Origin of the sequence: Arthrobacter gandavensis (assembly GCF_015355785.1) — a bacterium.
Lineage (GTDB): Bacteria > Actinomycetota > Actinomycetes > Actinomycetales > Micrococcaceae > Arthrobacter_B > Arthrobacter_B gandavensis_A.
Window position 1 is genome coordinate 345,539 of sequence record NZ_JADKYW010000006.1, and the last position, 25,800, is coordinate 371,338.

Sequence of the window (25,800 nt, forward strand, 5' to 3'; positions counted from 1 at the left end):
GCAATACGGACAGCACCTGGCCGCGTCCCGGAGTAGCGTTGAACCATGAGTCTTGCGCAGGACATCAAACGAGTCGTAGCCCCCTTTGAAGTAGTCAGCGAGTACTCGCCGGCGGGAGACCAGCCCACCGCCATCAAGGAGCTGGCTGAACGCATCAACGCCGGTGAGAAGGACGTCGTCCTGATGGGCGCCACCGGCACCGGCAAGAGTGCCACTACGGCCTGGCTGGTGGAGCAGGTGCAGCGGCCCACGCTGGTCATGGTGCAGAACAAGACCCTGGCAGCACAACTGGCCAACGAATTCCGGGAACTGCTCCCCAACAATGCGGTCGAGTACTTCGTTTCCTACTACGACTACTACCAGCCCGAAGCGTACGTTCCGCAGACGGACACCTTCATTGAGAAGGACTCCTCGATCAACGAGGAAGTGGAACGGCTGCGGCATTCCGCGACCAATGCCCTGCTGACACGGCGGGACGTGATCGTCGTCGCCACCGTCTCCTGCATCTACGGCCTGGGTACCCCCGAGGAATACATCCAGGGCATGGTCACCCTGCGCCGCGGCATGGAAATGAACCGGGATGACCTGCTGCGCAAGTTCGTCTCCATGCAGTACGTCCGCAATGACATGGATTTCCACCGCGGCACGTTCCGCGTACGCGGGGACACCGTGGAGATCATTCCGATGTACGAGGAACAGGCCATCCGGATTGAGTTCTTCGGGGACGAGGTCGAGAGCATTCAGACCCTGCACCCGCTCACCGGTGACCTCATCCGGGACGAGCAGGAGATGTACGTCTTCCCGGCATCGCACTACGTGGCCGGTCCGGACCGGATGAGCCGCGCGGTCAAGGGCATCGAGGATGAGCTGCGCGGGCGGCTGCAGGAGCTTGAAGGGCAGAACAAGCTGCTTGAAGCGCAGCGGCTGCGCATGCGCACTACATACGACCTGGAAATGATGCAGCAGATGGGTTTCTGCAACGGCATCGAGAACTACTCGCGCTGGATCGACGGCCGCGGGCCCGGGACCGCGCCGCACTGCCTGCTGGACTACTTCCCGGATGACTTCCTGCTGGTCGTCGACGAGTCCCACGTCACCATCCCCCAAATCGGTGCCATGTACGAAGGCGACATGTCCCGCAAGCGCACCCTGGTGGAGCACGGATTCCGGCTTCCGTCCGCGATGGACAACCGACCGCTGAAGTGGGACGAGTTCCTGGAGCGCATTGGCCAGACCGTCTACCTGTCCGCAACGCCGGGCAAGTATGAGCTGGGCAAGGCTGACGGCGTGGTGGAGCAGATCATCCGGCCCACCGGGCTGGTGGATCCCGAAGTCGTGGTTAAGCCCAGCAAGGGCCAGATTGACGACCTGCTGGCGGAGATCCGCACCCGCACCGAGAAGGACGAGCGGGTCCTGGTCACCACGCTGACCAAGCGCATGGCTGAAGACCTCACCGGGTACCTCCTTGAAAACGGCGTGAAGGTGGAATACCTGCACTCCGACGTCGACACCCTCCGCCGCGTTGAACTGCTCCGTGAGCTCCGGATGGGAACCTTCGACGTGCTGGTGGGCATCAACCTGCTCCGTGAAGGACTGGACCTGCCCGAAGTTTCGCTCGTCTCGATCCTCGACGCAGACAAGGAAGGGTTCCTGCGCAGCTCGACGTCGCTCATCCAGACCATCGGCCGTGCCGCTCGAAACGTGTCCGGCCAGGTGCACATGTACGCGGACCGGATTACGGACTCCATGGCGCATGCCATCGACGAGACCAACCGGCGCCGGGCCATCCAGGTGGCTTACAACAAGGAACGCGGCGTGGATCCGCAGCCGCTGCGCAAGCGGATCGCGGACATCACCGATTCCCTTGCCCGTGAAGATGCGGACACCAAGGCCCTGCTGGAAGAAGCAGCGAAGAAGAACACCAAGGGTAAGGGCAAGGGTGCCAAGACCATCCGCAAGGACGGACTGGCTGCCGCACCCGCCGAGGACCTCACGTCCCTGATCCAGCAGATGACTGAGCAGATGCATGCGGCCGCCGCGGAACTGCAGTTCGAACTGGCTGCCCGCCTCCGCGACGAGGTGGGGGACTTGAAGAAGGAACTGCGGCAGATGCAGAACGCCGGGCACGCCTAGGAGCCACTGGGTGTAAGCTTTTCGACGGCGGTGGGGAAGTTCCGTAGCAGCTGCGGAACTCCCCGCCTTTTCCGTGCTCTGAAAGGTCTGCTCCTATGCCCGCATTACCCCTCTCCTTCGAGGTCGGTACGTTTATTGTCCTGGGGCTGGTTCTGCTCTTCGACCTGCTCCTGGTGGTCAAGCGGCCGCACGAACCATCCATGAAGGAAGCCGGCCTGTGGGTCGGCTTCTACGTTGGGCTGGCGCTGCTGTTCGCCGTGATGATGTTTATCTTCACGGGTCCGGAATACGGCAGCCAGTTCGTCGCCGGCTGGGTGACTGAATACAGCCTCAGCATCGATAACCTGTTCGTGTTCATCATCATCATGGCCCGCTTCTCGGTACCCCGGAAGTACCAGCAGGAGGTGCTGATGTTCGGCATCATCATTGCGCTGATCCTCCGCGGCATCTTCATCATTGTGGGCGCGGCCGTGATCGAGAACTTCTCCTGGGTCTTCTTCCTCTTTGGCGCGTTCCTGCTCTGGACGGCCTGGAAACAGGCCACGGACAACGGTGAAGACGAGGAAGGCGGCAGCGACAACAAACTGGTCCGCAAGCTCACCGGTTTCCTGCCCATGACTGAAAACTTCGACGGCGGCAAGATCCGTACGGTGGTTGACGGCAAGAAGGTCTTCACGCCGATGATCATCGTGTTCATCACCATCGGCGTGACCGACCTGATGTTCGCGGTGGATTCAATCCCGGCGATCTTCGGCCTGACGCAGAGTGCGTTCATCGTCTTCACGGCCAACATCTTCGCCCTGATGGGCCTGCGCCAGCTCTACTTCCTGCTCGGCGGATTGATGGACCGGCTCATCTACCTCAAGCACGGCCTGTCCGTCATTCTCGCCTTCATTGGCGTGAAGCTGATCCTGCACGCGCTGCACGTGAATGAACTGCCGTTCATCAATGGTGGAGAATCGGTTGACTGGGCGCCGGAGATCCCCACGTTCGTCTCGCTTGCCGTCATCCTGGGTACCATCGTGGTCGCTACGGTTGCCAGCCTGCTGAGCCCCAAGGCCAAGGCGGTGCAGGCAGTGGCGTCGCTGGAAAACGCACTGAAGGTCTACCGGGGCCTGGGTGAGGACGCGCCGCACGCCGAACGCGCCCAGGCCTACGATGACGTCTCCAGGACGTACCGTGCGGCCGAAAAGGCCGCCGAAACCCGGTCCGACGTCGAACTGCCTGAGATCACCGATGAGGCACGTGCCAGGTTCCTGGCCTCGGATCCCCGCCGGACGGGGACCACGGACCTCTGACCCGGGGAGCCAGCGCCGGGACCCCGCGGCAGCGGGAGTCCCGGCCCGGAAAAGCGCGACTGGAGAATCTGCGGATGCGGGGGTCCGTTCACGGTGTGCGGTGCTAACCTGACCGTACTGCCACCGTCCCTCCCGGGATGGAACCGGGAGGGGTAACCCACGGTCCGCTGGACCATTTCGTTTCCGTCGACGCTACCGAGGAGTCCGCGATGAATTTCGTCGAGGTTCTGTGGTCGATAATTGTCGTCTTTTTCGTGTTCGCGTATCTCGTCCTGCTGTTCCAGATCTTCGTGGACCTGTTCCGGGACGAGCAGACGAACGGCTGGATCAAAGCCCTATGGATCTTTTTCCTGCTGTTCGTGCCGTACCTGACCGCACTTGTCTACGTGATAGCCAGGGGCAGGGGAATGTCCGCAAGGTCCGCCAGGCACGCGAGCGAGACGGAGCAGCAAACAGCTGACTACATCCGCCGCACCGCCGGCACCCAGACGCCTGCAGCGCAGATAAGCTCCGCTAAATCGCTGCTGGATGAGGGGCTGATCACCAGCGACGAGTTTGGCCGGCTCAAGGATAAGGCACTCGCCTAGCTGCCCTGACCAGGATCGTTGAAGACAGACAAATACAAGAAGGACCTCCGGACGGCCGGCACAGCCAGGCCATCCGGAGGTCCTTCATCTGGAGCGCCGGCGGAGGACCGCAGTCAGCTGCTGCTGGGCGCGGGCCGCCTGCTGGCCCTCAACTCCAATTCAAGGACCACGATAAGCGCCGCCATGATCAGGCAGATGCCAATGGTGACCGCGGCGCTAATCCCTGGTATGACCAGCACCAGCAGGATGACGCCGGCGGCGCTTGCCTGGACGGAGCGCACATGCCGCAGCGCCCACGGCAGCCACCGGCGGCGGTGCACCACCGCGTAGATGACCCCGATGGCCAGCAGGGCGAGGATGACCACAGTCCGCAGCAGCGCGCTGAGCGGACCCAGCAATGCATCGCTGAGGGCCGCCGCCGACTGGGGCGACACCGCGCTGCCGGAAACCGCATTTTCGACGCCGCTTTGTTCGATGAATCGAAGCGCCAGCAGTGCGGCGACTGCCGCGGAGGCACTCGCTATGGCGAATACGGTTCCGGCCCTCAGCCGCCGGCCCGCCGGGGCCGTCAGAACCGCAGCGACAGCCAGGGCTGCCGCCACCCAGGGAAGGATGACTGCTGCCCTCCCCAGAGCCTGGAGCGCCGATAATGCCGACCCCAGGCCCGGTGCGCTGAAGACCGTATAGTCGCGGCCGGCGTCGTCGGGGATAGCGGAGGCGGCAGAGATGCCGCGGTCCAGGAGACGGGACTTGACCTCCCCGACCATAGCCGTGGTGGAAATGGTCACGTCGCCGTTGTCACTGACATTGACCACGCCGCCCGGTTGGTCGTCCAACGCCCTCACCAGGGCTTCATGGGCCTTCCGGTTCGCATCAGTCCACAGGGTCGCGAACGCGGGGCTTGCCACCACCCTTCCGATGGCCTTGTCGATCAGGGCGTCGGTGCGTTCAGCGACAACCGGTGCAGCCGCTGCGGCGAGTGCCCGCGCCGTGGGTGAGTCGTCGACGCCGGCGACGGCGTTGGTGACGGCTGCGCTGACATCCAGCTGGCTGGTCACCTGATCACTGATCTTCGTGGAGATGTCCGACTGGACCGCGGGATCCGCGATCACCGGTCCGACCGCCGCTACGTAGCGGTCTGTGTTTGAGATCAACACACCCGCGTATCCTGCTGCTACCGCTATGACCAGCATCAAGCCGGCCAGGATGCCAAGGACGGTTGACGTGATGCGCCGCCATCTGGAAGGCGGCGGCGTGACTTCGGGTTTTTCGGTTTCAAGACGCGTGCTCGGTGTCATGACAGGGCCTTTCTCTGCAGCTCACTGTTGCAGTCAGGCTACGACCCATTTACGGCACTTAGAAGGGCCTCAGAAATGGATCTGGCATGCGTCGGCGGGGGCCGGAGGCGAAGCCGGTCTGACGTGGGTTATCCCGCCCGCACCATGCCCAGCAGCCGGTTAAAGATTCCCTCGCCGTCGTCCGCTATCCCGTCGTGGTGGAACTCGTCCGACTCCCAGACCTGCAGGCCCCGGACGGCTTCCGCAGTTTTCATCGAAAGGTCCCGGTCCACGTAGATGTCGTCCGTGTAGACAGCCGCCGCGACGGGAACCTCGTTGGCGGCGAGCTGCCGGCAGTCGTACAGGTCCGGCCAGTCGGACTTCAAGGCAAGCAGGTCCGCGGCCTGCCGCAGCGGGCGCAGGGCAGGATCCTCCTCGAAGTACCAGGGGTAGACCATCTCTCCGGTAAACAGCGGCCGGGCGGCATCGGGCCTGAACTGGGGCCGTGACTGCAGCACCCGCCAGGCAGCCCAGTCCGTGGCCTGCCCCTGGGCGTAAATCGATTCGTGCATCAGGGCATACAGCGGGTTGGTGGACCGCTCAGCCACGTGCCACATGCCGGCCAGGAAGGTATCCGAGAGCCGCTGCCCGTCCGCCGTGGGGATGAAGGCTTCCTCGAGCAGGTAATGGAGTCCGTCCATCCGGGTGTTTCCGCCCAGGAAGGAACCTGCCATCTGAAAGCGCCCCGCGGTGAGCCATGAACCGTCGGGAAGGTGTTCGGGGACGGACTCCAGGTGCCGGGCAATCCGGGTGGCGACTTCCCGGTCCTGGGGATACTTGGCGAAGTATTCAGCGTTCCGGGCTTCGACCCGTGCGAAGGTGGCCTGGTACACCCGGTCTGCGGGGCCGGAAAGTGGTGCCAGGCCACCGGTAATAAGGGCTTCCTTCAGGCCGGACGGCGCGAAGGACAGATAGGTCAGCGCACAGAAGCCGCCATAGGACTGCCCGTAGATGCTCCACGGTCCGGAGCCCAGGGCTGCCCGGATCAGTTCAGCGTCAGCGACGATCGAATCGGCCCGAAAGCGTGTGAGGTACTCGGCCTGCGCAGCGGCGTCGCCGCGGGCCGAAAGCGTCTGCCGGTTGGCGGGGGTGGAGAGGCCGGTGCCCCGCTGGTCCAGCATGAGGATGCGAAAGTGCCGTGAGGCCGCCTTGGTCCAGCCGCCGAACTGAAGCAGCCGGTTCCCTTTCCCGCCCGGACCGCCCTGCAGGTAGAGCAGCCACGGCACTTCGCCGTCCGCCGTGCGCTCGGGATCGGAGTACTCGCGGGCGAAGACCGTGATCTGCTCCCCGTCCGGACGAGAATGGTCCAGCGGAACAGTGAAGCGGTGCTCCGTTACCCGCATGCCGCGGACGATAACCGGCACCGAAGCGGTGTGCGGGACACTCATGCTGCTCCGGGAGTGCCGAACTCTTCGAGGGCATCGCCGGTGAGGCGGTAGGTGGTCCACTCATCCATGGGCTGGGCGCCCAGGGACTTGTAGAACAGGATGGAGGGTTCGTTCCAGTCCAGGACGGTCCATTCCACGCGGGCATAGCCGCGTTCAAGGGCGGTCTGCGCCAGGCTGCGCAACAGCGCCTTTCCGTAGCCGCGTCCACGGGTTTCGGGCCGGACGTAGAGGTCTTCCAGCCAGATCCCGTGGACGCCTTCCCATGTGGAGTAGTTAAGGAACCAGAGTGCGAAGCCCTGCACTGCGCCGCCGTCCTCCAGGACGTGCGCGAAGACCGCCGGGTGTTCGCCAAACAGGTGCTGTTCCAGGGCCCGGGGGGTGTTGCGGACTGCGTCCGGTTCCTTTTCGTAGACAGCCAGCTCGTGAATGAGCTCAAGGATCACCGGGACGTCTTCTCTGCGCGCAGCTCGAATGTGCATGGCATTCAGCCTAGTCCAGGCGCCCCGCGTGGATCACTCGTATGACGGGGGAGCCGGCCTCGTCGGAGGCAGCGAGATCCACCGCGGCGCTGATGCCCCAGTCCAGGTGTCCGGCGGGGTCCTTGAAGATCTGCCGCACCTCCCATTTGCCGGGCAGCTCCTTGATGATCAGCAGCGACGGACCGCGCGCATCCGGGCCGTCGTCAATGTCATCGTGCTCTTCAAAGTACGCATCAAGCACGTCCGCCCAGCGGTCCGCGTCCCAGCCGGAACCGGCGTCTAACGCACCGAGCGCGGCGTCGTCCTCGTCCGCGAAGAGCTTCACCCGCTGGAACATCTCGTTGCGCACCATCACCCGGAAGGCACGGGTATTACCGGTGAGCTTCTCCGGTGCCGGCGGAAGGACAGGGTCGCTGCCCGCCGAGGCGTCGATTCCCGCGGCCAGTTCCTCCCACTCGTCCAGCAGGGAGGAGTCGGTCTGCCGGACCAGTTCGCCCAGCCACTCAATGATGTCGGAGAGGTCTTCGCGCAGGGCCTCGGGCGGAACGGTCTGCAGCAGGGCCTTGTAGCAGTCGGCCAGGTAGCGCAGCACCACGCCCTCGGACCGGGCCAGGGAGTAGAACGCCACGTACTCGCTGAAGCTCATGGCGCGTTCGTACATGTCCCGCACCACTGACTTGGGAGTCAGCTCGAAGTCGCCCAGCCACGGAGCGCCGGACCGGTAAACCTCGAAGGACTGGAACAAGAGGTCCGCCAGCGGCTGGGGGTAGGTAATCTCCTCGAGAAGCGCCATCCGCTGCTCGTACTCGATGCCCTCGGATTTCATCGCCGCCACGGCTTCGCCGCGGGCCTTCTTCTCCTGGGCAGAAAGGATCTGACGCGGCTTCTCCAGCGTCGCCTCGATGACGGAGACGACGTCGAGTGCGTAGGACGGGCTCTCCGGATCCAGGATTTCCAGGGCTGCCATGGCGAAGGGGGAGAGCGGCTGGTTCAGCGCGAAGTTCGGCTGCAGATGCACCTTCAACCGGACGGTACGGCCGTCCGGATCCGGTGCGGGCAGCTTTTCGACGATCCCGGCGGTCTTCAGCTCCCGGTAGATGCCCAGTGCCTTGCGCATCAGGCGCAGCTGCGAGGACCGGGTGTCATGGTTGTGCGTCAGCAGCCGCTTGGCGGCGGCAAACGGATCTCCGGGGCGCTCCAGAATGTTCAGCAGCATCGCATGGGTGACGTTGAAGCTTGAGGACAGCGGTTCCGGTGTTCCTTCGACCAGCTTCTTGTAGGTGGGCTCGCCCCAGGAGACAAATCCGGCCTGGGGCTTCTTCTTCACCACCTGGCGCAGCTTCTTCTGGTCATCACCGAACTTCGCCTTGGCTTTGGCCATTGCCTTGGCGTTCTCGATCACGTGCTCCGGCGCCTGCACGACGACGGTGCCCGCCGTGTCATAACCGGCACGGCCTGCGCGGCCGGCAATCTGGTGGAATTCCCGCACGTTCAGCGGCCGGGTGCGGACGCCGTCGTACTTGCTCAGCGCGGTGATCAGCACGGTGCGGATCGGCACATTGATGCCCACGCCCAGGGTGTCGGTGCCGCAGATAACCTTCAGCAGCCCGGCCTGCGCCAGCTGCTCAACCAGCCGCCGGTACTTGGGCAGCATGCCGGCGTGGTGGACGCCGATGCCGTGGCGCACCAGCCGGTTCAGGGTCTTGCCGAATCCGGGGGCAAACCTGAACCCGGCGATCAGCTCCGCAATCCGGTCCTTCTCCTCGCGGGTGCACACGTTGATGCTCATCAGCGCCTGGGCCCGGTCAATCGCCTCGATCTGGGAGAAGTGCACCACATAGACCGGAACCTGCTTGGTGGCCAGGAGCTCCTCGAGGGATTCCTGCACCGGTGTCTCAACGTAGTAGTAGTGCAGCGGGATGGGCCGCTGCACCGAGGACACCGTTACCGTGTCACGGTTCGTGGACTTGGAAAGGTCCGTGCTGATCCGGGTCATGTCACCGAGGGTCGCGGACATCAGCAGGAACTGCGACTGCGGCAGCTCCAGCAGCGGCACCTGCCAGGCCCAGCCGCGCTGCGGATCGGAGTAGAAGTGGAATTCGTCCATGATGACGGTTCCAATGTCAGCGTCGGCGCCCTCGCGCAGGGCAATGTTCGCCAGGATTTCCGCCGTGCAGCAGATGATCGGGGCGTCCTTGTTCACAGAGGAGTCGCCGGTGACCATGCCGACGTTCTCTGCCCCGAAGATGTCACACAGCGCGAAGAACTTTTCCGACACGAGCGCCTTGATGGGAGCGGTGTAGTAGCTGCGCTCATCCAGTGCCATCGCGTAGTAGTGCGCCGCGATAGCCACCATCGACTTACCGGATCCCGTAGGCGTTGCCAGAATGACGTTGTTCCCGGTCACCAGCTCCATGACTGCCTCGTCCTGGGCAGGGTAGAGGGACATGCCGCGTCCCTCCACCCACTCGAGGAAGGACGTGTAGACCTCGTCCGGGTCAATGGTCGTGGTTCCGCTGGCTGCTGCGGGAAGCGAGTCAAGTAGTTTCATCTCACCTACCAGCCTAGCCCGGCCGCAAAAATCACCGCTGCCGCCTCCAAAGCCGCGCACGACGGCGCTGCTAGGCTCACGGGCATGAAATGGGACCCAGAACGCTATCTCCAGTTTGCGGACCACCGGGACCGGCCGTTCTTCGACCTGGCCACCAGAATCGGCGCCGGACAGCCGGACACGGAGCCGGCCTGGGTTGCGGACCTGGGCTGCGGAACCGGCGCGCTCACCGCCGTCCTGGCCGAACGCTGGCCTCAAAGCCCCGTCTTCGGCATCGATTCGTCCGAGGACATGATCCGCGAAGCGCAGGCCCGCTCCGGACGGAACCTCCGCTTTTCCCGGGGCGGGATCCAGGACTGGAACCCTTCTCCGGGGCCGGGAGTCCTGCTGTCCAATGCAGCTCTGCAGTGGGTCCCGGGGCACACGGACCTGCTCGCCCGCTGGGCGAAGGCACTGGACCCCGGATCGTGGATCGCCGTGCAGGTTCCGGGGAACTTTGGTGCCCCGTCGCATGCACTCATGCGGGAGCTGGCGGCCGGCCCGCGTTACGCCCAGGCGCTCGCGGGCGTGCTCCGCGGAACCGATTCAGTGGCAGAACCCGGGGAGTACCTCGAACTGTTCCTGGACGCCGGCATGGCCGCCGATGTCTGGGAGACCAGCTACTTGCAGGTGCTCACCGGCCAGGATCCCGTACTGGACTGGGTGCGGGGCACGGCCCTCCGCCCGGTCATGCAGGCCCTGGACCCGGACGAATACCGGGCGTTCGAATCCGACTACGCAGCGCTGCTGCGGCAGGCATATCCGCCCGGATCCCGGGGAACCGTTCTGCCGTTCCGCAGGCTCTTTATGGTGGCACGCAAGCCTTAGGGCGCCGGTACTACCAGCCGCGTTCCTTCCATTCCGCCAGGTGCGGGCGTTCAGCACCCAGGGTGGTTCCGGCGCCGTGGCCGGGATGTACCACGGTGTCATCCGGGAACTGTTCGAATATACGTTCGACTACGTCCCGGTAAAGCGAAGCGAAGCGTTCGGGGTCCTTCTGCGTATTGCCCAGGCCGCCCGGGAAGAGCGAATCTCCGGTGAAGAGGTGCACCGGGCCCTCCGGATCCCGGTAGACCAGGGCCACGGAGCCGGGGGTGTGGCCCCGCAGGGCAATAACCTCGAGGTCGAAACCGTCAAAGTCCAGCACGTCCCCGTGGGAAAGCGGCACCTCGGTGGGAACCTCGATGTCCGCGGTGTCCGGCCCGCCCGCGGCTGTCCGTGCCCCGGTGCCAGCCTTGGCTTCAGCAAGCGCCCGCACATGGTCCCAGTGGCTGTGCGTCGTAATAATCATCCGCACCGCGGCCTTGCCGGAGCTGCTGTCCGAGGCACCGGCGTCGAGCAGTTCCTGGATGCGGGGGAAATCATCCGCGGCATCAATGAGGACCTGCGTCCCCGAATTCTTGGCAGTAAGCACATAGACGTTGTTGTCCATGGAGCCAACTGAGGCACGGCGAATCGAAACGTTCCTGGTATCGAGCATGGCGCCAGTCTAAGCGCGCCGGCATCCCGCCCCCGGATAACAGTGCTGCGTGTCCGGTGGTCCCTTGCCGCCGGCGCGCGCCGGGCGTACGTTCAGATGGTGCCGGAACGCCCCCGGCAGTTCCGGGAGGATACGTGCTTCTTCGGCTCGTTCGCGAAAACCTGGCTCCGTACAAGGGTGCGGTCGCCGCCGTCGTCATCCTGCAGTTCCTGCAGACCGCCGCCACGCTGTTCCTGCCCACGCTCAACGCGGACATCATCGACCGGGGCGTGGTGAAAGGGGATACCGGCGTCATTCTGGACGTGGGCGGCTGGATGCTGGCCGTCACCGCCGCGCAGGTGGTTTGTTCCATTGCCGCCACTTACTACGCGGCCCGCACCGCCATGCGGGTGGGCCGGAACGTCCGGCGCTCGCTGTTCACCAACGTGGAGACGTTCTCCGGCCGGGAGGTGGGCCTCTTCGGTGCACCGTCGCTGATCACCCGGACAACCAACGACGTGCAGCAGGTACAGATGTCCCTGCTGCTGACCATGACCATGATGGTCTCGGCACCCATCATGGGAATAGGCGGGGTCCTGCTGGCCCTGAACCAGGACATTCCGCTCTCCGGCATCCTCCTGCTGATCCTGCCCGTCCTGATCATCATCATCGGCCTGGTACTCCGCCGGCTGGTTCCGCTGTTCCGCCGGGCGCAGAAGCAGATCGACCGGGTCAACGGAGTACTGCGGGAACAGATCATGGGGATTGCCGTGATCCGGGCCTTCGTGCGCGAACGCACCGAGATGCAGAGGTTCGACGGCGCCAACAGCAGCCTCACAGGCACCCAGCTGCGCGTCAGCCAGTACCTGGCCCTGCTGTTCCCCGCCGCCATGCTGGTGGCGAACCTGGCAACTGTGGCCGTGGTCTGGCTTGGCGCCTTCCGAATAGACGCCGGACAAATGCAGATCGGCGCACTCACGGCGTTCATCGCCTACATCATGCAGATCCTGATGGCCGTCATGATGTCCATGTTCATGATCATGATGCTGCCGCGGGCCGCCGTCTGCGCGGAGCGGATCTACGAAGTGCTCGATACCCGGACCAGCGTGCGGGACGCCCCGGACGCCCGGGAGCTGGTGTACGACGGCGGCCGGCTTGTCTTTTCGGGGGTGGGGTTCACCTATCCCGGTGCCGAGGCCCCCGTCCTGCAGGACATCAGCTTCGAAGCCGAGCCGGGACAGACCACCGCCATCATCGGTTCGACCGGAGCCGGGAAGTCCACCCTCCTGAACCTGGTTCCCCGGCTGCTGGATCCGACCGTAGGCAGCATTCGTGTTGACGGGCAGGACACCGCCGGAGTGAGCCTGGACTCCCTGCGTTCCGGCATCGGCCTGGTGCCGCAGCGCGCACACCTCTTCTCCGGCACCATCGCCACCAACCTACGATTCGGCAAGCCGGGCGCCACGGATGAAGAACTCTGGGAAGCGCTGGAGATCGCCCAGGCTGCCGAGTTCGTCCGGGCAGCCGAGGGCGGGCTGGACCAGAAAGTCGAGCAGGGCGGCGGCAACTTCTCCGGCGGCCAGCGCCAGCGGCTTGCCATAGCCCGGGCGCTGGTGGTCCAGCCGGACATTTACCTGTTCGATGACAGCTTCTCCGCACTCGACTTCACCACCGATGCACGGCTGCGCGCAGCCCTGAAACAGCGCACCGCCCGCGCGACGGTCGTTGTGGTGGCCCAGCGGGTGAACACCATTACCGATGCTGGGAGGATCATCGTCCTGGAGGAGGGGCGGATCGCCGGGGCAGGCACGCATGCCGAACTCCTTGAGTCCAGCAGCGCCTACCGGGAGATCGTTTCCTCGCAGTACGCACCGGAGGAAGCGCTGTGAGCATGCATGGCCGCGCCGGCGGTCCGGCAGCGAAGCCGGCCAGCTTCAAGGCCTCCAGTGCGCGGCTGCTGAGGCTGCTCTCACCGGATACCTGGCGCGTCGCCGCCGTGCTGGTCTTCGGCGTCGTCTCCGTTGCGCTCGCCGTCACCGCCCCGAAAGTCCTCGGTGACGCCACGAACGTTATTTTCGACGGCGTGATTGGCGCTTCCCTGGCCCCGGGGGTGTCGAAGGCAGAGCAGGTTGAGCAGCTGCGGGCTTCCGGACAGGCCCAGCTGGCAGACATGCTTGCCGCCATGGACGCGGTTCCCGGCCAGGGCATCAGCTTCTCCGAGCTGGGGTCGCTGCTGACCGCCGTGCTGGCCATTTACCTCGCGTCCTTCTTCTTCGGATGGGCGCAGGCCCGGGTCACGGCGCGCATCGTGCAGAACGCCATGTACCGGCTGCGCAGGGACGTGGACGCCAAACTGTTCCGGCTCCCCATGTCCCACTTCCAGCAGCAGTCCAGGGGCGACGTGCTGAGCCGCGTCACCAATGACATCGACAACCTCGCCCAAACCCTCTCGCAGAGCATCACCCAGGTCATTACCTCGGTGCTGACCATCGCGGGGGTACTGGCCATGATGCTGTGGATCTCTCCGCTGCTGGCACTGATCGCCGTGCTCACGGTTCCTGTCTCCGCCCTGGTGACCGTGGTGATCGCCAAGCGCTCGCAGGTGCAGTTCAAAGCCCAATGGAAGTCCACCGGTGAGGTCAACGGCTACATCGAGGAGATGTTCACCGGCCAGGACGTAGTAAAGGCCTTCGGCCAGCAGGAACGGGTGGTGGAGGGTTTCCATCCGGGGAACGAACGGCTGTATGAGTCTTCGTTCCGTGCCCAGTTCGTTTCAGGCATCATCATGCCTGCCATGACCTTCATCTCCAACCTGAACTACGTGGCGGTTGCCGTCGTCGGCGGCATCCAGGTAGCCGGCGGCGCCCTGTCCATCGGGGCAGTCCAGGCGTTCGTGCAGTACAGCCGCCAGTTCAGCCAGCCCCTGGGCCAGCTGGGCGGACTCATCAACATGCTCCAGTCCGGCCTGGCTTCCGCGGAGCGCGTCTTTGCCCTGCTGGACGCGAAGGAAATCGAACCCGACCCCAAGGATCCGGTGCGGCTGGAGAAGGTGCGCGGCGACGTCGTGTTCAGGCACGTCTGTTTCTCCTACTCGCCGCAGGCACCGCTGATCAGGGATCTCTCCTTCGAAGCGAGACCGGGCCAGACTGTGGCGATCGTCGGGCCGACCGGGGCCGGGAAAACCACCCTGGTGAATCTGCTGATGCGCTTCTACGACGTGGACTCCGGCGAGATCCTCCTGGACGGCGTTAACACCGTGACCATGACCCGCGACGATGTACGCCGCAGCATCGGCATGGTCCTCCAGGACGCCTGGCTCTTTGAGGGAACCATCCGGGAGAACCTGGCCTACGGGGCACCCGATGCCACCGAGGAGCAACTCATGGCCGCGGCAAAGGCCACCCATGTAAACCATTTCGTCCGGTCCTTGCCGGAGGGTTACGACACAATCCTGGGCGCCGACGGAGGTTCCCTGAGCCAGGGACAGCGCCAGCTCATCACCATTGCCCGGGCCTGGCTTGCCAACCCCTCCATCCTGGTGCTGGACGAGGCGACCAGCTCGGTGGATACGAGGACCGAGGTGGCTATCCGGCTGGCGATGGGAGCGCTGCGCGAGGCCCGCACCAGTTTCGTGATTGCCCACCGGCTCTCAACTATCCGTGATGCCGACGTCATCCTTGCGGTCAGGGACGGCCAGATCGTTGAACAGGGAACCCATGAGGCCCTCCTGGATGCCGGCGGCTTCTACGCCCAGCTCTACCAGTCCCAGTTCCGCGAGCCGGCTTCTACGGCCGAGGCGCCGGATTAGCTCCTCCCTCCGCCGCACGGGGCGGGTCCGTGGCAAGATGGACAAGGAACCGGCCCGCATCCGCGGTCCGGCGGCAGTATCAGAAGAAAGCGGTGGCATGGACGACGGCGTGCTCAACTGGGTGCGGATCGATGCGGCTAGCTCGGTGCCCCCGTACGAACAGCTCCGCCTGCAGATCCTCGACGCGGCCAATGACGGCAGCCTGCCGGTGGGAATCCGGCTTCCGCCGGTACGCACCCTTGCCGCCCAGCTGGGACTGGCCGTCAATACCGTCGCGCGGGCCTACCGGGAGCTGGAGCAGGCTGAGGTGGTGACCACCCGGTCCCGGGCCGGCACTGTCGTGGCTGCCGCAGGTGACAACGGGCGCCGCCGCGTGGCGGAGGCCGCCCGGGTTTTCGCCGACACGGTCAGCGCCAACGGGGTGGACCACAAGGAAGCCCTGTCCCTCGTGCAGGCGGCCCTACGCCAGCGGTGAACATACGAGCCCTCGAATACGTTTTCGAATCCCGTTTGATCTAGAGTGGAAAGCGTGTCTACCGCGACTTCACTGACTTCTGGCCACAATCCGCATCCTTCCGGCGATCTTTCACGCCTGGTGGTCAAGGGTGCAAGGGAACATAACCTGCAGAACGTGGACCTGGATCTTCCGCGCGACGCCATGATCGTCTTCACCGGCCTCTCCGGATCAGGCAAGTCCTCCCTGGCCTTCGACACTATCTTCGCCGAGGGCCAGCGGCGTTACGTCGAGTCGCTTTCCTCCTACGCCCGGATGTTCCTGGGCCAGGTGGACAAGCCCGACGTCGATTTCATCGAGGGGCTCTCACCGGCCGTCTCCATCGACCAGAAGTCGACGAGCCGGAACCCCCGCTCGACGGTAGGCACCATTACCGAGATCCACGACTACATGCGCCTGCTCTGGGCCCGCGTGGGCACCCCGTTCTGCCCCGTCTGCGGCGAGCCGGTCAGCCGGCAGACCCCGCAGCAGATCACCGACCAGCTGCTGGAACTCGAAGATGGCACGCGGTACCAGATCCTGGCGCCGGTGGTGCGCGGGCGCAAGGGCGAGTTCGTGGACCTGTTCAAGGACCTCGCTGCCAAGGGCTACTCGCGTGCCAAGGTGGACGGCAAAACCATCCAGCTCTCCGATCCCCCCAAACTGGGCAAGCAGTACAAGCACACCATCGAGGTGGTCATCGACCGCCTGGTTGCCAAGGAAGGCATACGCCAGCGGCTTACCGACTCCGTGGAAACCGCACTGGGACTGGCGGACGGCCGCGTCCTCGCGGATTTCGTGGACCTCCCCGAGGACAGCCAGGAACGTACCCGGAGCTTCTCCGAACACCTGGCCTGCCCGAACGAGCACCCGCTTGCCATCGACGAGATCGAACCGCGGTCCTTCTCCTTCAATAACCCGTTCGGCGCGTGCCCTGTGTGCACGGGCATCGGCTCACGGCTGGAGGTGGACGAGGAACTGGTGGTTCCCAATCCGAACCTCAGCCTGGCCGCCGGCGCAATCGCACCGTGGTCGATGGGCACAGCAACCACTGAATACTGGAACCGCCTGCTGTCCGGACTGGCCAAGGACATGGGCTTCTCCATGGACGTACCGTGGAAGAAGCTGCCGGCCAAGGCCCGGGAAGCCGTGCTGCACGGCAAGGACCATAAGGTTGTTGTCCAGTACCGCAACCGCTTCGGCCGGGAGCGGAAGTACACCACGGGCTTCGAAGGCGTGATCGGCTACATCAAGCGCAAGCACCAGGAGACCGAGTCCGAGAGCTCACGCGACCGGTACGAAGAGTACATGCGGGAAATCGCCTGCCCTGAGTGCGGCGGCGCGCGCCTGAACCCGGCGTCCCTGTCGGTGCTGATCAACAAGCGCAACATCGCCGAAGCCAGCGCCATGCCGCTGCGTGAGGCGGCTGGATTCTTTGAAACCCTCGAGCTGACGGAGCGCGAAGCGAAGATCGGCGAACAGGTCCTCAAGGAGATCAAGGCGCGCCTGACGTTCCTGCTCGACGTCGGCCTGGAGTACCTTTCCCTGGACCGTCCGGCCGCAACGCTCTCCGGTGGCGAAGCCCAGCGCATCCGCCTCGCCACGCAGATCGGCTCAGGGCTGGTGGGGGTGCTGTATGTCCTGGACGAGCCCTCGATCGGGCTGCACCAGCGGGACAACCGCCGGCTGATCGAAACCCTGGCCCGGCTGCGCAACCTGGGCAACACACTGATTGTCGTGGAGCATGACGAGGACACGATTCACGAAGCTGACTGGATCGTCGACGTCGGACCCGGCGCAGGGGAGAAGGGCGGTGAAATCGTCCACTCCGGCCCGTTGTCCGAGCTGCTCACCAACACGCGCTCCGTCACCGGCGACTACCTCGCCGGCCGGCGGAAAATCGAGATTCCCGCAAAGCGGCGCAAGGTGGACAAGTCACGCCAGCTGAAAATCATCGGTGCCAGGGAGAACAACCTCCGCAACGTCGACGTGAGCGTGCCGCTGGGTGTCTTCACGGCGGTCACGGGTGTGTCCGGTTCCGGCAAGTCAACCCTGATCAACGACATCCTCTACCGGGTCCTGGCGAGCAAGCTCAACGGTGCAAAGCACGTTGCGGGACGCCACACCCGGATTGACGGGCTGGAGCACCTGGACAAGGTCATCCACGTGGACCAGAGCCCCATTGGACGCACACCGCGATCCAACGCGGCTACCTACACGGGCGTGTTCGACCACATCCGCAAGCTCTTCGCCGAAACCACGGAAGCGAAGGTCCGCGGCTACCTGCCCGGCCGGTTCTCCTTCAACGTCAAGGGCGGGCGCTGCGAGGCCTGCCACGGCGACGGCACCCTGAAAATCGAGATGAACTTCCTGCCGGACGTCTACGTTCCCTGCGAGGTCTGCCATGGTGCACGCTTCAACCGGGAAACGCTGGAAGTCCACTACAAGGGCAAGAACATCGCCGAGATCCTGGACATGCCGATTGCCGAAGCGGCTGAGTTCTTCGCTGCCTTCGCGCCGATCGCCCGGCACCTGAACACGCTGGTCGACGTCGGACTCGGCTACGTCCGCCTGGGCCAGCCTGCCACCACACTGTCCGGCGGCGAGGCGCAGCGGGTCAAGCTCGCCGCCGAGCTGCAGAAGCGCTCCAACGGACGCAGTGTCTACGTCCTGGACGAGCCAACCACGGGCCTGCACTTCGAAGACGTGCGCAAGCTGCTGCTGGTGCTCCAGGGGCTGGTGGACAAGGGAAACACCGTCATCACCATCGAACACAACCTGGACGTCATCAAGAGTGCCGACTGGCTTATCGACCTGGGTCCCGACGGCGGCACGGGCGGCGGCATGGTGGTGGCCTCCGGCACGCCGGAGAAGGTCGCGAAGTCTCCCGACAGCCACACCGGCAGGTTCCTGGCCGAGATCCTAGGCTAGGGACCGCACCAGGAAAGCAAATACCGCCGGCATATTCCTCTCCGGTTATACCTCCGGCTGCCGGTTTACCCACGGGCGGTTCTCTGTGCGAAACTTGCCCGGTGACGATTTCAAGGCTCCTGGTCCTCTTCGACCTGGACGGTACCCTGGTGGACCCGGCCGGCAGCATCACCGGTGGGATTGCAGCAGCACTGTCCGCATCCGGTCTTCCGGTCCCTCCGGCAGCTGACCTGGAGCGAATGGTGGGTCCGGCGCTCAAGGAGTCCCTTACGGCCATCGCGGGAGTTCCCGCGGACCGCCTGGAGCGCGTGATCACCGAGTACCGCAGGGGCTACCGGGAAACCGGGATGGCTGCGAGCATGCCGTACCCCGGCATCGCCGATGCAGTGCGCAGCCTGCAGGCCGAAGGCGCACTGGTGGCTGTTGCGACCCAAAAGCCCGAACCCCTTGCCCGCGAACTGCTGGCGCTCCAGGGGCTCGGTCACCTGTTCGACTCGATCCACGGTTCGCCGGCAGACGAGCGGCTCGCTGCCGCTGACGGCAAGGTCTCCATTGTGCGGGCCGCCCTGGACCGGCATGAGGGTGAATATTCCACCGCCGTGATGATCGGGGACCGGTCCCACGACGTCCACGGGGCCTCCGCAAACGGCGTACCCTGCATCGGCGTCGCCTGGGGGTTCGCTCAGGACGGCGAGCTTGAGGCCGCCGGTGCCGCCGCCGTCGTGCAGTTCCCCGAAGACCTGGCGTCCGCCGTGCATTCATGCGTCCGGACGGCAGGTGCCCATGGGACTGTATAACCTCACCCGTTCAAGCACGCGCGGGCTGATTTCGCTCTGCCGCCCCACCATCACCGGGTTGGAAAACGTCCCCACCAGCGGACCCTTCATTGTCGCCGCCAACCACCTGTCCTTCCTGGACAGCGTGCTCATCCAGGCGCTGATGCCCCGCCGGGTCGGCTTCTTCGCCAAGGCCGAGTACTTCACCACACCGGGGCTCAAGGGCGCAGCCATGCGCAACTTCTTTGAAAGCGTCGGTTCAATTCCGGTGGAACGCGGACAGCAGGCCGCCAGCGTCGCTGCCCTCAAATCCCTGCTCGACGTACTGGAGACGGGCGGCGGAATCGGGATCTACCCTGAGGGCACGCGGTCCCGGGACGGGCTCCTGTACCGCGGCCGCACCGGCGTCGGCTGGCTAGCCCTGACCTCAGGGGCCCCGGTTGTTCCGGTGGGCCTGGTGGGAACGCAGAAGCTGCAGCCGGCCGGCAAGAAGTGGGTGAAGCCGCACTCATTCACCATGACCGTGGGCCGGCCGCTCTACTTCTCCAAGACCGGCCCGCAGCACGCGCTCCCGGAACGGCGCCGGGTAACGGACCAGGTCATGGATGCCATCGCCGAACTCTCCGGACAGGAACGGGCCGGCAGCTACAACCAGAACAAACCCGACGGCGCGTAGCCCCCTTCGCGGCGGGCTTTGCGCGGGCGGCGAACCCGGCTCCGGGCGGCGGAGCCGGGCCGTAGGATGGGAAAGTGGCAGATCCAGCAACTTACCGGCCCCGGACGGGGGAGATCCCGACCGAACCCGGGGTGTACCGATTCCGTGATGAACACCGGCGGGTCATCTACGTTGGGAAGGCAAAGAACCTACGTTCCCGGCTGAACTCATACTTCGCCAGCCCCCGGCAACTGATGCCCAAGACCCGGGCCATGGTGTTCACCGCCACCAGCGTTGAATGGACGGTGGTCGGCACCGAACTCGAGGCGCTGCAGCTTGAGTACACCTGGATCAAGGAATTCAATCCCCGGTTCAACATCATGTTCCGGGACGACAAGTCCTACCCGTACCTTGCCGTCACCATGGGGGAGAAGTATCCCCGCGCGCAGGTGATGCGCGGCGAACGCCGGAAGGACACCCGCTACTTCGGACCCTTCTATCCGGCCAAGGCCATCCGCGAGACTTTGGATACCCTCCTGCGCGTTTTCCCGGTCCGTACCTGCAGTGCCGGGGTCTTCAAGCGGGCAGAACGCACCGGCCGCCCCTGCCTGCTGGGCTACATCGACAAATGCTCCGCTCCCTGCGTGGGACGAATCAGCCCGGAAGACCACAAGGCGCTGGCCGCCGAGCTCTGCTCCTTCATGTCCGGTGAAGGCAAGCGCTTCATCAACGACCTGGAGAAGCAGATGCAGTCGGCGGTCGCGGACCTTGACTACGAATCGGCTGCCCGGCTGCGGGACGACATCGCGGCACTGAAAAAGGTCTTCGAACGCAACACGGTGGTCCTGTCCGAAGACACCGATGCGGACATCTTCGGCATGGTGCAGGACGAACTCGAAGCCTCCGTGCAGGTCTTCCACGTCCGCGGCGGCCGAATCCGCGGCCAGCGAGGCTGGGTGGTGGAGAAGGTTGAGGACATGGACACCGGCGAAATGGTGGAGCATCTGCTCCAGCAGGTCTATGGCGAGGCGTCCGCGCAGGACAGCATTCCGCGACGCGTCCTGGTGCCCGTGCTGCCGGAGAACGCCGAGGAACTCCAGGTCTGGCTGCGTGGCCTGCGCGGCTCCAAGGTGAAGATTTCGGTACCGCAGCGCGGCGACAAGAAATCGCTGATGGAAACTGTCACGCGCAACGCCGAGGACGCAATGCGGCTGCACAAGAGCCGCCGTGCAGGGGATCTCACCACGCGCTCGGCCGCGTTGTCCGAACTGCAGGAGGCACTGGATCTGCCTGTGCCGCTGCTGCGGATCGAGTGCTATGACATCTCCCACGTCCAGGGAACCAATGTGGTGGCTTCCATGGTGGTCGCCGAAGACGGGCTGATGAAGAAGTCTGACTACCGGCGCTTCTCCATCACCGGCGAAGCCGCACGCGATGACACCGCCTCCATGTACGACGTCATTTCCCGGCGGTTCAAGCACTACCTCGCGGAGAACTTCGATCCCGCGGCAGAAGTGCCCGACGCCGAACCCGGGAGCGGCGCGGCAGGCCAGGAACCGGGCGGCCCGGTATCGAACACCCTCACCGCTGCACCCAAGGCCAAGTTCGCCTACCCGCCCAACCTGGTAGTGGTCGACGGCGGCAAGCCCCAGGTCTCCGCTGCCTCCAGGGCCCTCGAGGACCTGGGCATCAGCGACGTGTATGTCGTGGGACTGGCAAAGCGGCTGGAAGAGGTCTGGGTTGCGGAAAGCGATTTCCCGGTGATCCTTCCCCGTGCTTCCCAGGCATTGTTCATGCTGCAGCGGATCCGCGATGAAGCTCACCGTTTTGCCATCACGTTCCACCGCCAGAAGCGCGGCAAGTCCATGACGGCCTCCGTGCTGGATTCAGTCCCCGGCCTGGGCCCGGCCAAGCAGAAGGCCCTGCTGAAGCACTTCGGTTCAGTCCGCAGGCTCAAGCAGGCCGACGCCGCGCAGCTGCAGGAGGTGCCGGGCATTGGCCCTTCCATGGCTGCGGCGCTTCAGGCGGCCCTGGCATCCACTACTTCGGATGCGGAGCCGGCGGTGAACATGGCCACCGGCGAAATAGTTGAATCTTAGCTAGGCTGGGGTAGCTGGACCGGCCGGGACCCTTGGCCCGGATAGACGGCGGAATATGCAGGCGGCTGCCCGGCAGCGGGGGCCCGGCGAAGAACGGGATAAGACGAATGACTGAAGTGGACGGGCTGCAAAGCGTCAAACCTGCCGAGTCCGAGCTGCTTGTTGTCACCGGCATGTCCGGTGCCGGCCGGAGCACGGCGGCCAACGCGCTGGAAGACCACGGCTGGTACGTGGTGGAGAACCTGCCTCCGCTCATGCTGGGCACACTCACCGAGCTCGTGTCGCGCATGCCGCACTCCATCCCCAAGCTCGCGGTGGTCATTGACGTGCGCAGCAAGGAACTCTTCCAGGACATCCGCGAGGCGCTGAACAACCTGCGCGCCGCCGGAGTCACCTACCGCGTGCTGTTCCTGGATGCCTCGGACCAGACCCTGGTCCAGCGCTTCGAGTCCGGCCGCAGGCCGCACCCGCTGCAGGAGGACGGACGAATCCTGGACGGCATCGCCGCCGAGCGCGACGTGGTCAAGGAACTCCGGGACGCGTCGGACATCATCATCGATACATCCAAGCTCAACGTGCATGCCCTGGCGACGGCAGTCACCGAGCTCTTCTCCGAGCAGGGCCCGATCGTCCTGCGCCTGAACGTCATGAGCTTCGGCTTCAAGTACGGCCTGCCGGTTGACTCGAACTTCGTCGCAGACGTCCGCTTCATCCCCAATCCGCACTGGGTTCCGCAGCTGCGCCCGCACACCGGCCAGGATGCGGACGTCCGGGACTTCGTCCTTGCCGCCCTCGGCACGGAGGAGTTTTTGGACCGCTACGTGGACGCCCTGGTACCGGTCATTGACGGCTACCGCCGTGAGAACAAGCACTATGCCACCATTGCCGTCGGCTGCACCGGCGGAAAGCACCGTTCTGTTGCCGTGACCGAGGAGCTCGCCAAGCGCCTCGCCCAGCTGCCCCACGTGACGGTCAGCGCCCACCACCGCGACCTGGGGCGGGAGTAGGTGAGTTTCCTTACCGGGCCCATCCCGGTACTCCCGGAAGGATCGACGCTCCCGGCAACGAACGGGACCAAGCCCCCCGCCGTCGTCGCGCTTGGAGGCGGGCATGGACTCTCCGCCACGCTCTCCGCGCTCCGGCTGCTCACCACGGACCTGACGGCCGTGGTAACCGTGGCGGACAATGGAGGTTCCTCCGGCCGGCTGCGCGAGGAACTGGATGTGCTGCCCCCCGGTGACCTCCGCATGGCACTCGCCGCGCTGTGTGACGACACGGACTGGGGACGCACCTGGCGGGACGTCATGCAGCACCGTTTCAAGTCCCGGCCCGGGGTTGAGGGGTCACTGGACAACCACGCGCTGGGCAATCTGCTGATCGTTACCCTGTGGGAACTCCTGGGAGATCCGGTAGCGGGGCTGCAGTGGGCCGGCGCCCTCCTGGGCGCCCGCGGCCAGGTCCTGCCCATGTCCACCCAGCCGCTGACCATCCAGGGCGACGTACTGCGGCAGACCGAGTCCGGGCTGCGCCACGACACCGTGACCGGCCAGGCCGAACTCGCCGTGGCCGGCACCCGGTCCAACGTGGTCAACGTACGGCTGCTGCCCTCGGATGCCCCCGCCTGTGCGGATGCGCTGACGGCCATCGAGAAGGCCGACTGGGTCATTCTCGGTCCGGGGTCCTGGTATACCTCGGTGCTGCCGCACCTGCTGCTCCCGCAGCTGCGCGAGGCGCTGTGCGCAACGAGCGCACGGCGGTGCCTGACCATGAACCTGCTCAATGAAACGAAGGAAACCGCGGGCATGAATGCCGTGGACCATCTGCACGCCATCCGGCGCTATGCGCCCGGGTTCAAGGTAGATGCAGTGCTGGCAGACCCGGCGGTTGTGGGGGACCAGGACGCCTTCACGGCTGCCGCCGCGGAAATGGGGGCGCGGGCCGTCTTCGGTAAGGTAGGGGCAGCGGCCGGCGGGCCGGTCCATGATCCGCTGCGGCTGGCCGCTGCCTATCACGATATTTTTGGGGAAAGCTAGGAGTGTATTTGTGGCGCTGACTGCTGCAGTCAAAGAGGAACTTTCACGCCTGAGCGTAAAGAAGTCCTCGGTACGTAAAGCCGAAGTCTCGGCGATGCTGCGTTTTGCAGGAGGCCTGCACATCATCTCGGGCCGGATCGTGATTGAAGCGGAAGTAGATCTGGCCTCCACCGCGCGCCGGCTGCGCGCCGCCATCGCAGAAGTGTACGGCCACGCGAGCGACATCGTGGTGGTGTCCGGCTCAGGGCTCCGCCGCGGCAACCGCTACATAGTCCGCGTGGTCAAGGACGGAGAGTCGCTCGCCCGGCAGACGGGGCTTCTTGACGCCCGCGGGCGTCCTGTGCGCGGCCTGCCGTCCGTCGTGGTCAACGGCTCCGCCGCAGATGCCGAAGCTGTCTGGCGGGGGGCGTTCCTGGTGCACGGTTCCCTGACTGAGCCCGGCCGTTCCTCCTCGCTGGAAGTCACCTGCCCCGGCCCGGAGGCCGCCCTGGCCCTGGTCGGCGCTGCCCGCCGCATCGGCATTCAGGCGAAGGCCCGGGAAGTGCGCGGCGTGGACCGCGTTGTAATCCGCGACGGGGACACCATTGCGGCCCTGCTGACCCGCATGGGCGCCCACGATGCGCTGATGGTCTGGGAAGAACGCCGGATGCGCAAGGAAGTCCGAGCCACGGCCAACCGTTTGGCCAACTTCGACGACGCCAACCTGCGCCGCTCGGCCCAGGCCGCCGTAGCTGCCGGTGCCCGTGTGGAGCGGGCCCTTGAAATCCTGGGTGAAGATGTGCCGGAGCACCTGCGCTATGCCGGAGAGCTGCGGGTAGCGCACAAGCAGGCCAGCCTCGACGAGCTCGGCCGCCTGGCCGATCCGCCGATGACCAAGGACGCAATCGCGGGCCGTATCCGCCGGCTCCTCGCCATGGCGGATAAGCGCGCAGCTGAACTCGGCATTCCCGGCACTGAAGCCAATGTGACCCCTGAAATGCTAGACCAGTAACGTCTTGCATAGGATGGACTAAGCGTGCTGATCTATGCAGCACTATCAAACGTCCGGATGGATCCGCCATCCGGAACTATGGATCCGACAATCAACGGAGGATTTTCGTGAACGAATACACACTGCCGGAACTGCCGTACGACTACGCAGCCCTTGAGCCCCACATCTCGGCACGCATCATGGAACTCCACCATGACAAGCACCACGCCACCTACGTCGCCGGCGCCAACACCGCACTGGCACAGATGGCTGAGGCCCGGGAAAAGGGTGAATTCGGCAACATCCCGAAGCTCTCCAAGGACCTCGCCTTCCACCTCGGCGGCCACACCAACCACTCCATCTTCTGGAACAACCTCTCTCCCGAAGGCGGCGACAAGCCGGTAGGCGAGCTCGCGGCAGCCATCGACGACTTCTTCGGATCCTTCGACGGCTTCCGCGGCCAGTTCACCGCGGCGGCCAACTCCCTGCAGGGCTCCGGCTGGGCCATCCTGGCCTACGAGCCCCTCGGCGGAAACCTCGTCATCGAACAGCTTTACGACCAGCAGGGCAACATTCCCGTTGGCACCATCCCCCTGCTGATGCTGGATATGTGGGAGCACGCCTTCTACCTGGACTACGTCAACGTCAAGGCTGACTACGTCAAGGCGTTCTGGAACATCGTCAACTGGGCCGATGTCGCTGCCCGCTTCGACGCGGCACGCTCCGGCGCCACCGGACTGATCCTGCCCGCCTAACACGTCTAA

The 25,800-nt window shown here is 65.1% G+C and carries 19 protein-coding genes and 1 pseudogene; 15 read left to right on the forward strand and 5 right to left on the reverse strand.

Features of this window, described 5'->3' with window-relative positions; genetic code table 11:
- Window positions 1–45: 45 nt before the first annotated feature.
- The 3 genes and pseudogenes from uvrB (at window position 46) to ITX31_RS13405 (ending at window position 4,018) form a co-directional block, all read left to right on the forward strand.
- Complete coding sequence (gene uvrB / locus ITX31_RS13395; RefSeq protein ID WP_194783910.1) at window positions 46–2,133, forward strand: excinuclease ABC subunit UvrB; 2,088 nt, start codon at window positions 46–48, stop codon at window positions 2,131–2,133.
- 95 nt (window positions 2,134–2,228) lie between these two features.
- Window positions 2,229–3,224, forward strand: a pseudogene (locus ITX31_RS13400) (TerC family protein); the annotation flags it as partial.
- 344 nt (window positions 3,225–3,568) lie between these two features.
- Window positions 3,569–4,018 carry an SHOCT domain-containing protein gene (locus tag ITX31_RS13405; RefSeq protein WP_323745685.1) on the forward strand — a complete coding sequence of 150 codons (450 nt, stop codon included), beginning with the start codon at window positions 3,569–3,571 and terminating at the stop codon, window positions 4,016–4,018.
- 113 nt (window positions 4,019–4,131) lie between these two features.
- On the opposite strand, the gene ITX31_RS13410 is transcribed toward ITX31_RS13405, so the two are convergent.
- The 4 genes from ITX31_RS13410 to ITX31_RS13425 form a co-directional block, all read right to left on the reverse strand.
- The gene (locus ITX31_RS13410; protein WP_194783912.1) at window positions 4,132–5,316 is read right to left on the reverse strand and encodes a hypothetical protein; all 1,185 of its coding nucleotides are present in this window, start codon (window positions 5,314–5,316) and stop codon (window positions 4,132–4,134) included.
- A 128-nt stretch (window positions 5,317–5,444) separates the two neighbouring features.
- Entirely contained in the window at window positions 5,445–6,743 is a 1,299-nt protein-coding gene (locus ITX31_RS13415; protein ID WP_228529345.1) for an alpha/beta fold hydrolase, read from the reverse strand.
- Window positions 6,740–7,222: a GNAT family N-acetyltransferase gene (locus tag ITX31_RS13420; RefSeq protein ID WP_194783913.1), complete on the reverse strand. Its 483-nt coding sequence runs from the start codon at window positions 7,220–7,222 to the stop codon at window positions 6,740–6,742. Before ITX31_RS13420 ends, ITX31_RS13415 begins: the two co-directional genes overlap by 4 nt.
- Before the next feature lie 10 nt (window positions 7,223–7,232).
- Window positions 7,233–9,773, reverse strand: coding sequence for a DEAD/DEAH box helicase (locus ITX31_RS13425; protein WP_194783914.1), 2,541 nt, complete (start codon window positions 9,771–9,773; stop codon window positions 7,233–7,235).
- Between the two features lie 84 nt (window positions 9,774–9,857).
- Here ITX31_RS13425 and ITX31_RS13430 point away from each other — a divergent pair, with 84 nt between their 5' ends.
- A complete protein-coding gene (locus ITX31_RS13430) occupies window positions 9,858–10,640 on the forward strand; it encodes a trans-aconitate 2-methyltransferase (protein WP_194783915.1) in 783 nt (260 codons plus the stop codon).
- A gap of 10 nt (window positions 10,641–10,650) precedes the next feature.
- Here ITX31_RS13430 and ITX31_RS13435 read toward each other — a convergent pair whose 3' ends face one another.
- Window positions 10,651–11,292, reverse strand: coding sequence for an MBL fold metallo-hydrolase (locus tag ITX31_RS13435; protein ID WP_194783916.1), 642 nt, complete (start codon window positions 11,290–11,292; stop codon window positions 10,651–10,653).
- A gap of 134 nt (window positions 11,293–11,426) precedes the next feature.
- Between ITX31_RS13435 and ITX31_RS13440 the strand changes: the two genes are divergently transcribed.
- From ITX31_RS13440 to ITX31_RS13490, 11 genes are all read left to right on the forward strand, one after another.
- Window positions 11,427–13,160, forward strand: coding sequence for an ABC transporter ATP-binding protein (locus tag ITX31_RS13440; protein WP_194783917.1), 1,734 nt, complete (start codon window positions 11,427–11,429; stop codon window positions 13,158–13,160).
- 2 nt (window positions 13,161–13,162) lie between these two features.
- Window positions 13,163–15,079, forward strand: a complete 1,917-nt coding sequence (locus tag ITX31_RS13445; RefSeq protein WP_194784309.1) for an ABC transporter ATP-binding protein — start codon at window positions 13,163–13,165, stop codon at window positions 15,077–15,079.
- Window positions 15,080–15,116: 37 nt separating this feature from the next.
- Entirely contained in the window at window positions 15,117–15,554 is a 438-nt protein-coding gene (locus tag ITX31_RS13450; RefSeq protein WP_228529346.1) for a GntR family transcriptional regulator, read from the forward strand.
- Between the two features lie 54 nt (window positions 15,555–15,608).
- Window positions 15,609–18,503, forward strand: a complete 2,895-nt coding sequence (gene uvrA / locus ITX31_RS13455; RefSeq protein WP_323745686.1) for an excinuclease ABC subunit UvrA — start codon at window positions 15,609–15,611, stop codon at window positions 18,501–18,503.
- Between the two features lie 101 nt (window positions 18,504–18,604).
- A complete protein-coding gene (locus ITX31_RS13460) occupies window positions 18,605–19,300 on the forward strand; it encodes an HAD hydrolase-like protein (protein WP_194783919.1) in 696 nt (231 codons plus the stop codon).
- A complete protein-coding gene (locus ITX31_RS13465) occupies window positions 19,287–19,955 on the forward strand; it encodes a lysophospholipid acyltransferase family protein (RefSeq protein WP_194783920.1) in 669 nt (222 codons plus the stop codon). Before ITX31_RS13460 ends, ITX31_RS13465 begins: the two co-directional genes overlap by 14 nt.
- A 74-nt stretch (window positions 19,956–20,029) precedes the next feature.
- Window positions 20,030–22,033 carry an excinuclease ABC subunit UvrC gene (gene uvrC / locus ITX31_RS13470; protein ID WP_194783921.1) on the forward strand — a complete coding sequence of 668 codons (2,004 nt, stop codon included), beginning with the start codon at window positions 20,030–20,032 and terminating at the stop codon, window positions 22,031–22,033.
- Window positions 22,034–22,140: 107 nt separating this feature from the next.
- Window positions 22,141–23,040: an RNase adapter RapZ gene (rapZ, locus tag ITX31_RS13475; protein ID WP_194783922.1), complete on the forward strand. Its 900-nt coding sequence runs from the start codon at window positions 22,141–22,143 to the stop codon at window positions 23,038–23,040.
- Complete coding sequence (locus ITX31_RS13480) at window positions 23,041–24,066, forward strand: gluconeogenesis factor YvcK family protein (protein ID WP_194783923.1); 1,026 nt, start codon at window positions 23,041–23,043, stop codon at window positions 24,064–24,066.
- A gap of 10 nt (window positions 24,067–24,076) precedes the next feature.
- Entirely contained in the window at window positions 24,077–25,057 is a 981-nt protein-coding gene (whiA, locus tag ITX31_RS13485; RefSeq protein WP_194783924.1) for a DNA-binding protein WhiA, read from the forward strand.
- Between the two features lie 107 nt (window positions 25,058–25,164).
- Complete coding sequence (locus ITX31_RS13490) at window positions 25,165–25,791, forward strand: superoxide dismutase (RefSeq protein WP_194783925.1); 627 nt, start codon at window positions 25,165–25,167, stop codon at window positions 25,789–25,791.
- Window positions 25,792–25,800 lie beyond the last annotated feature (9 nt).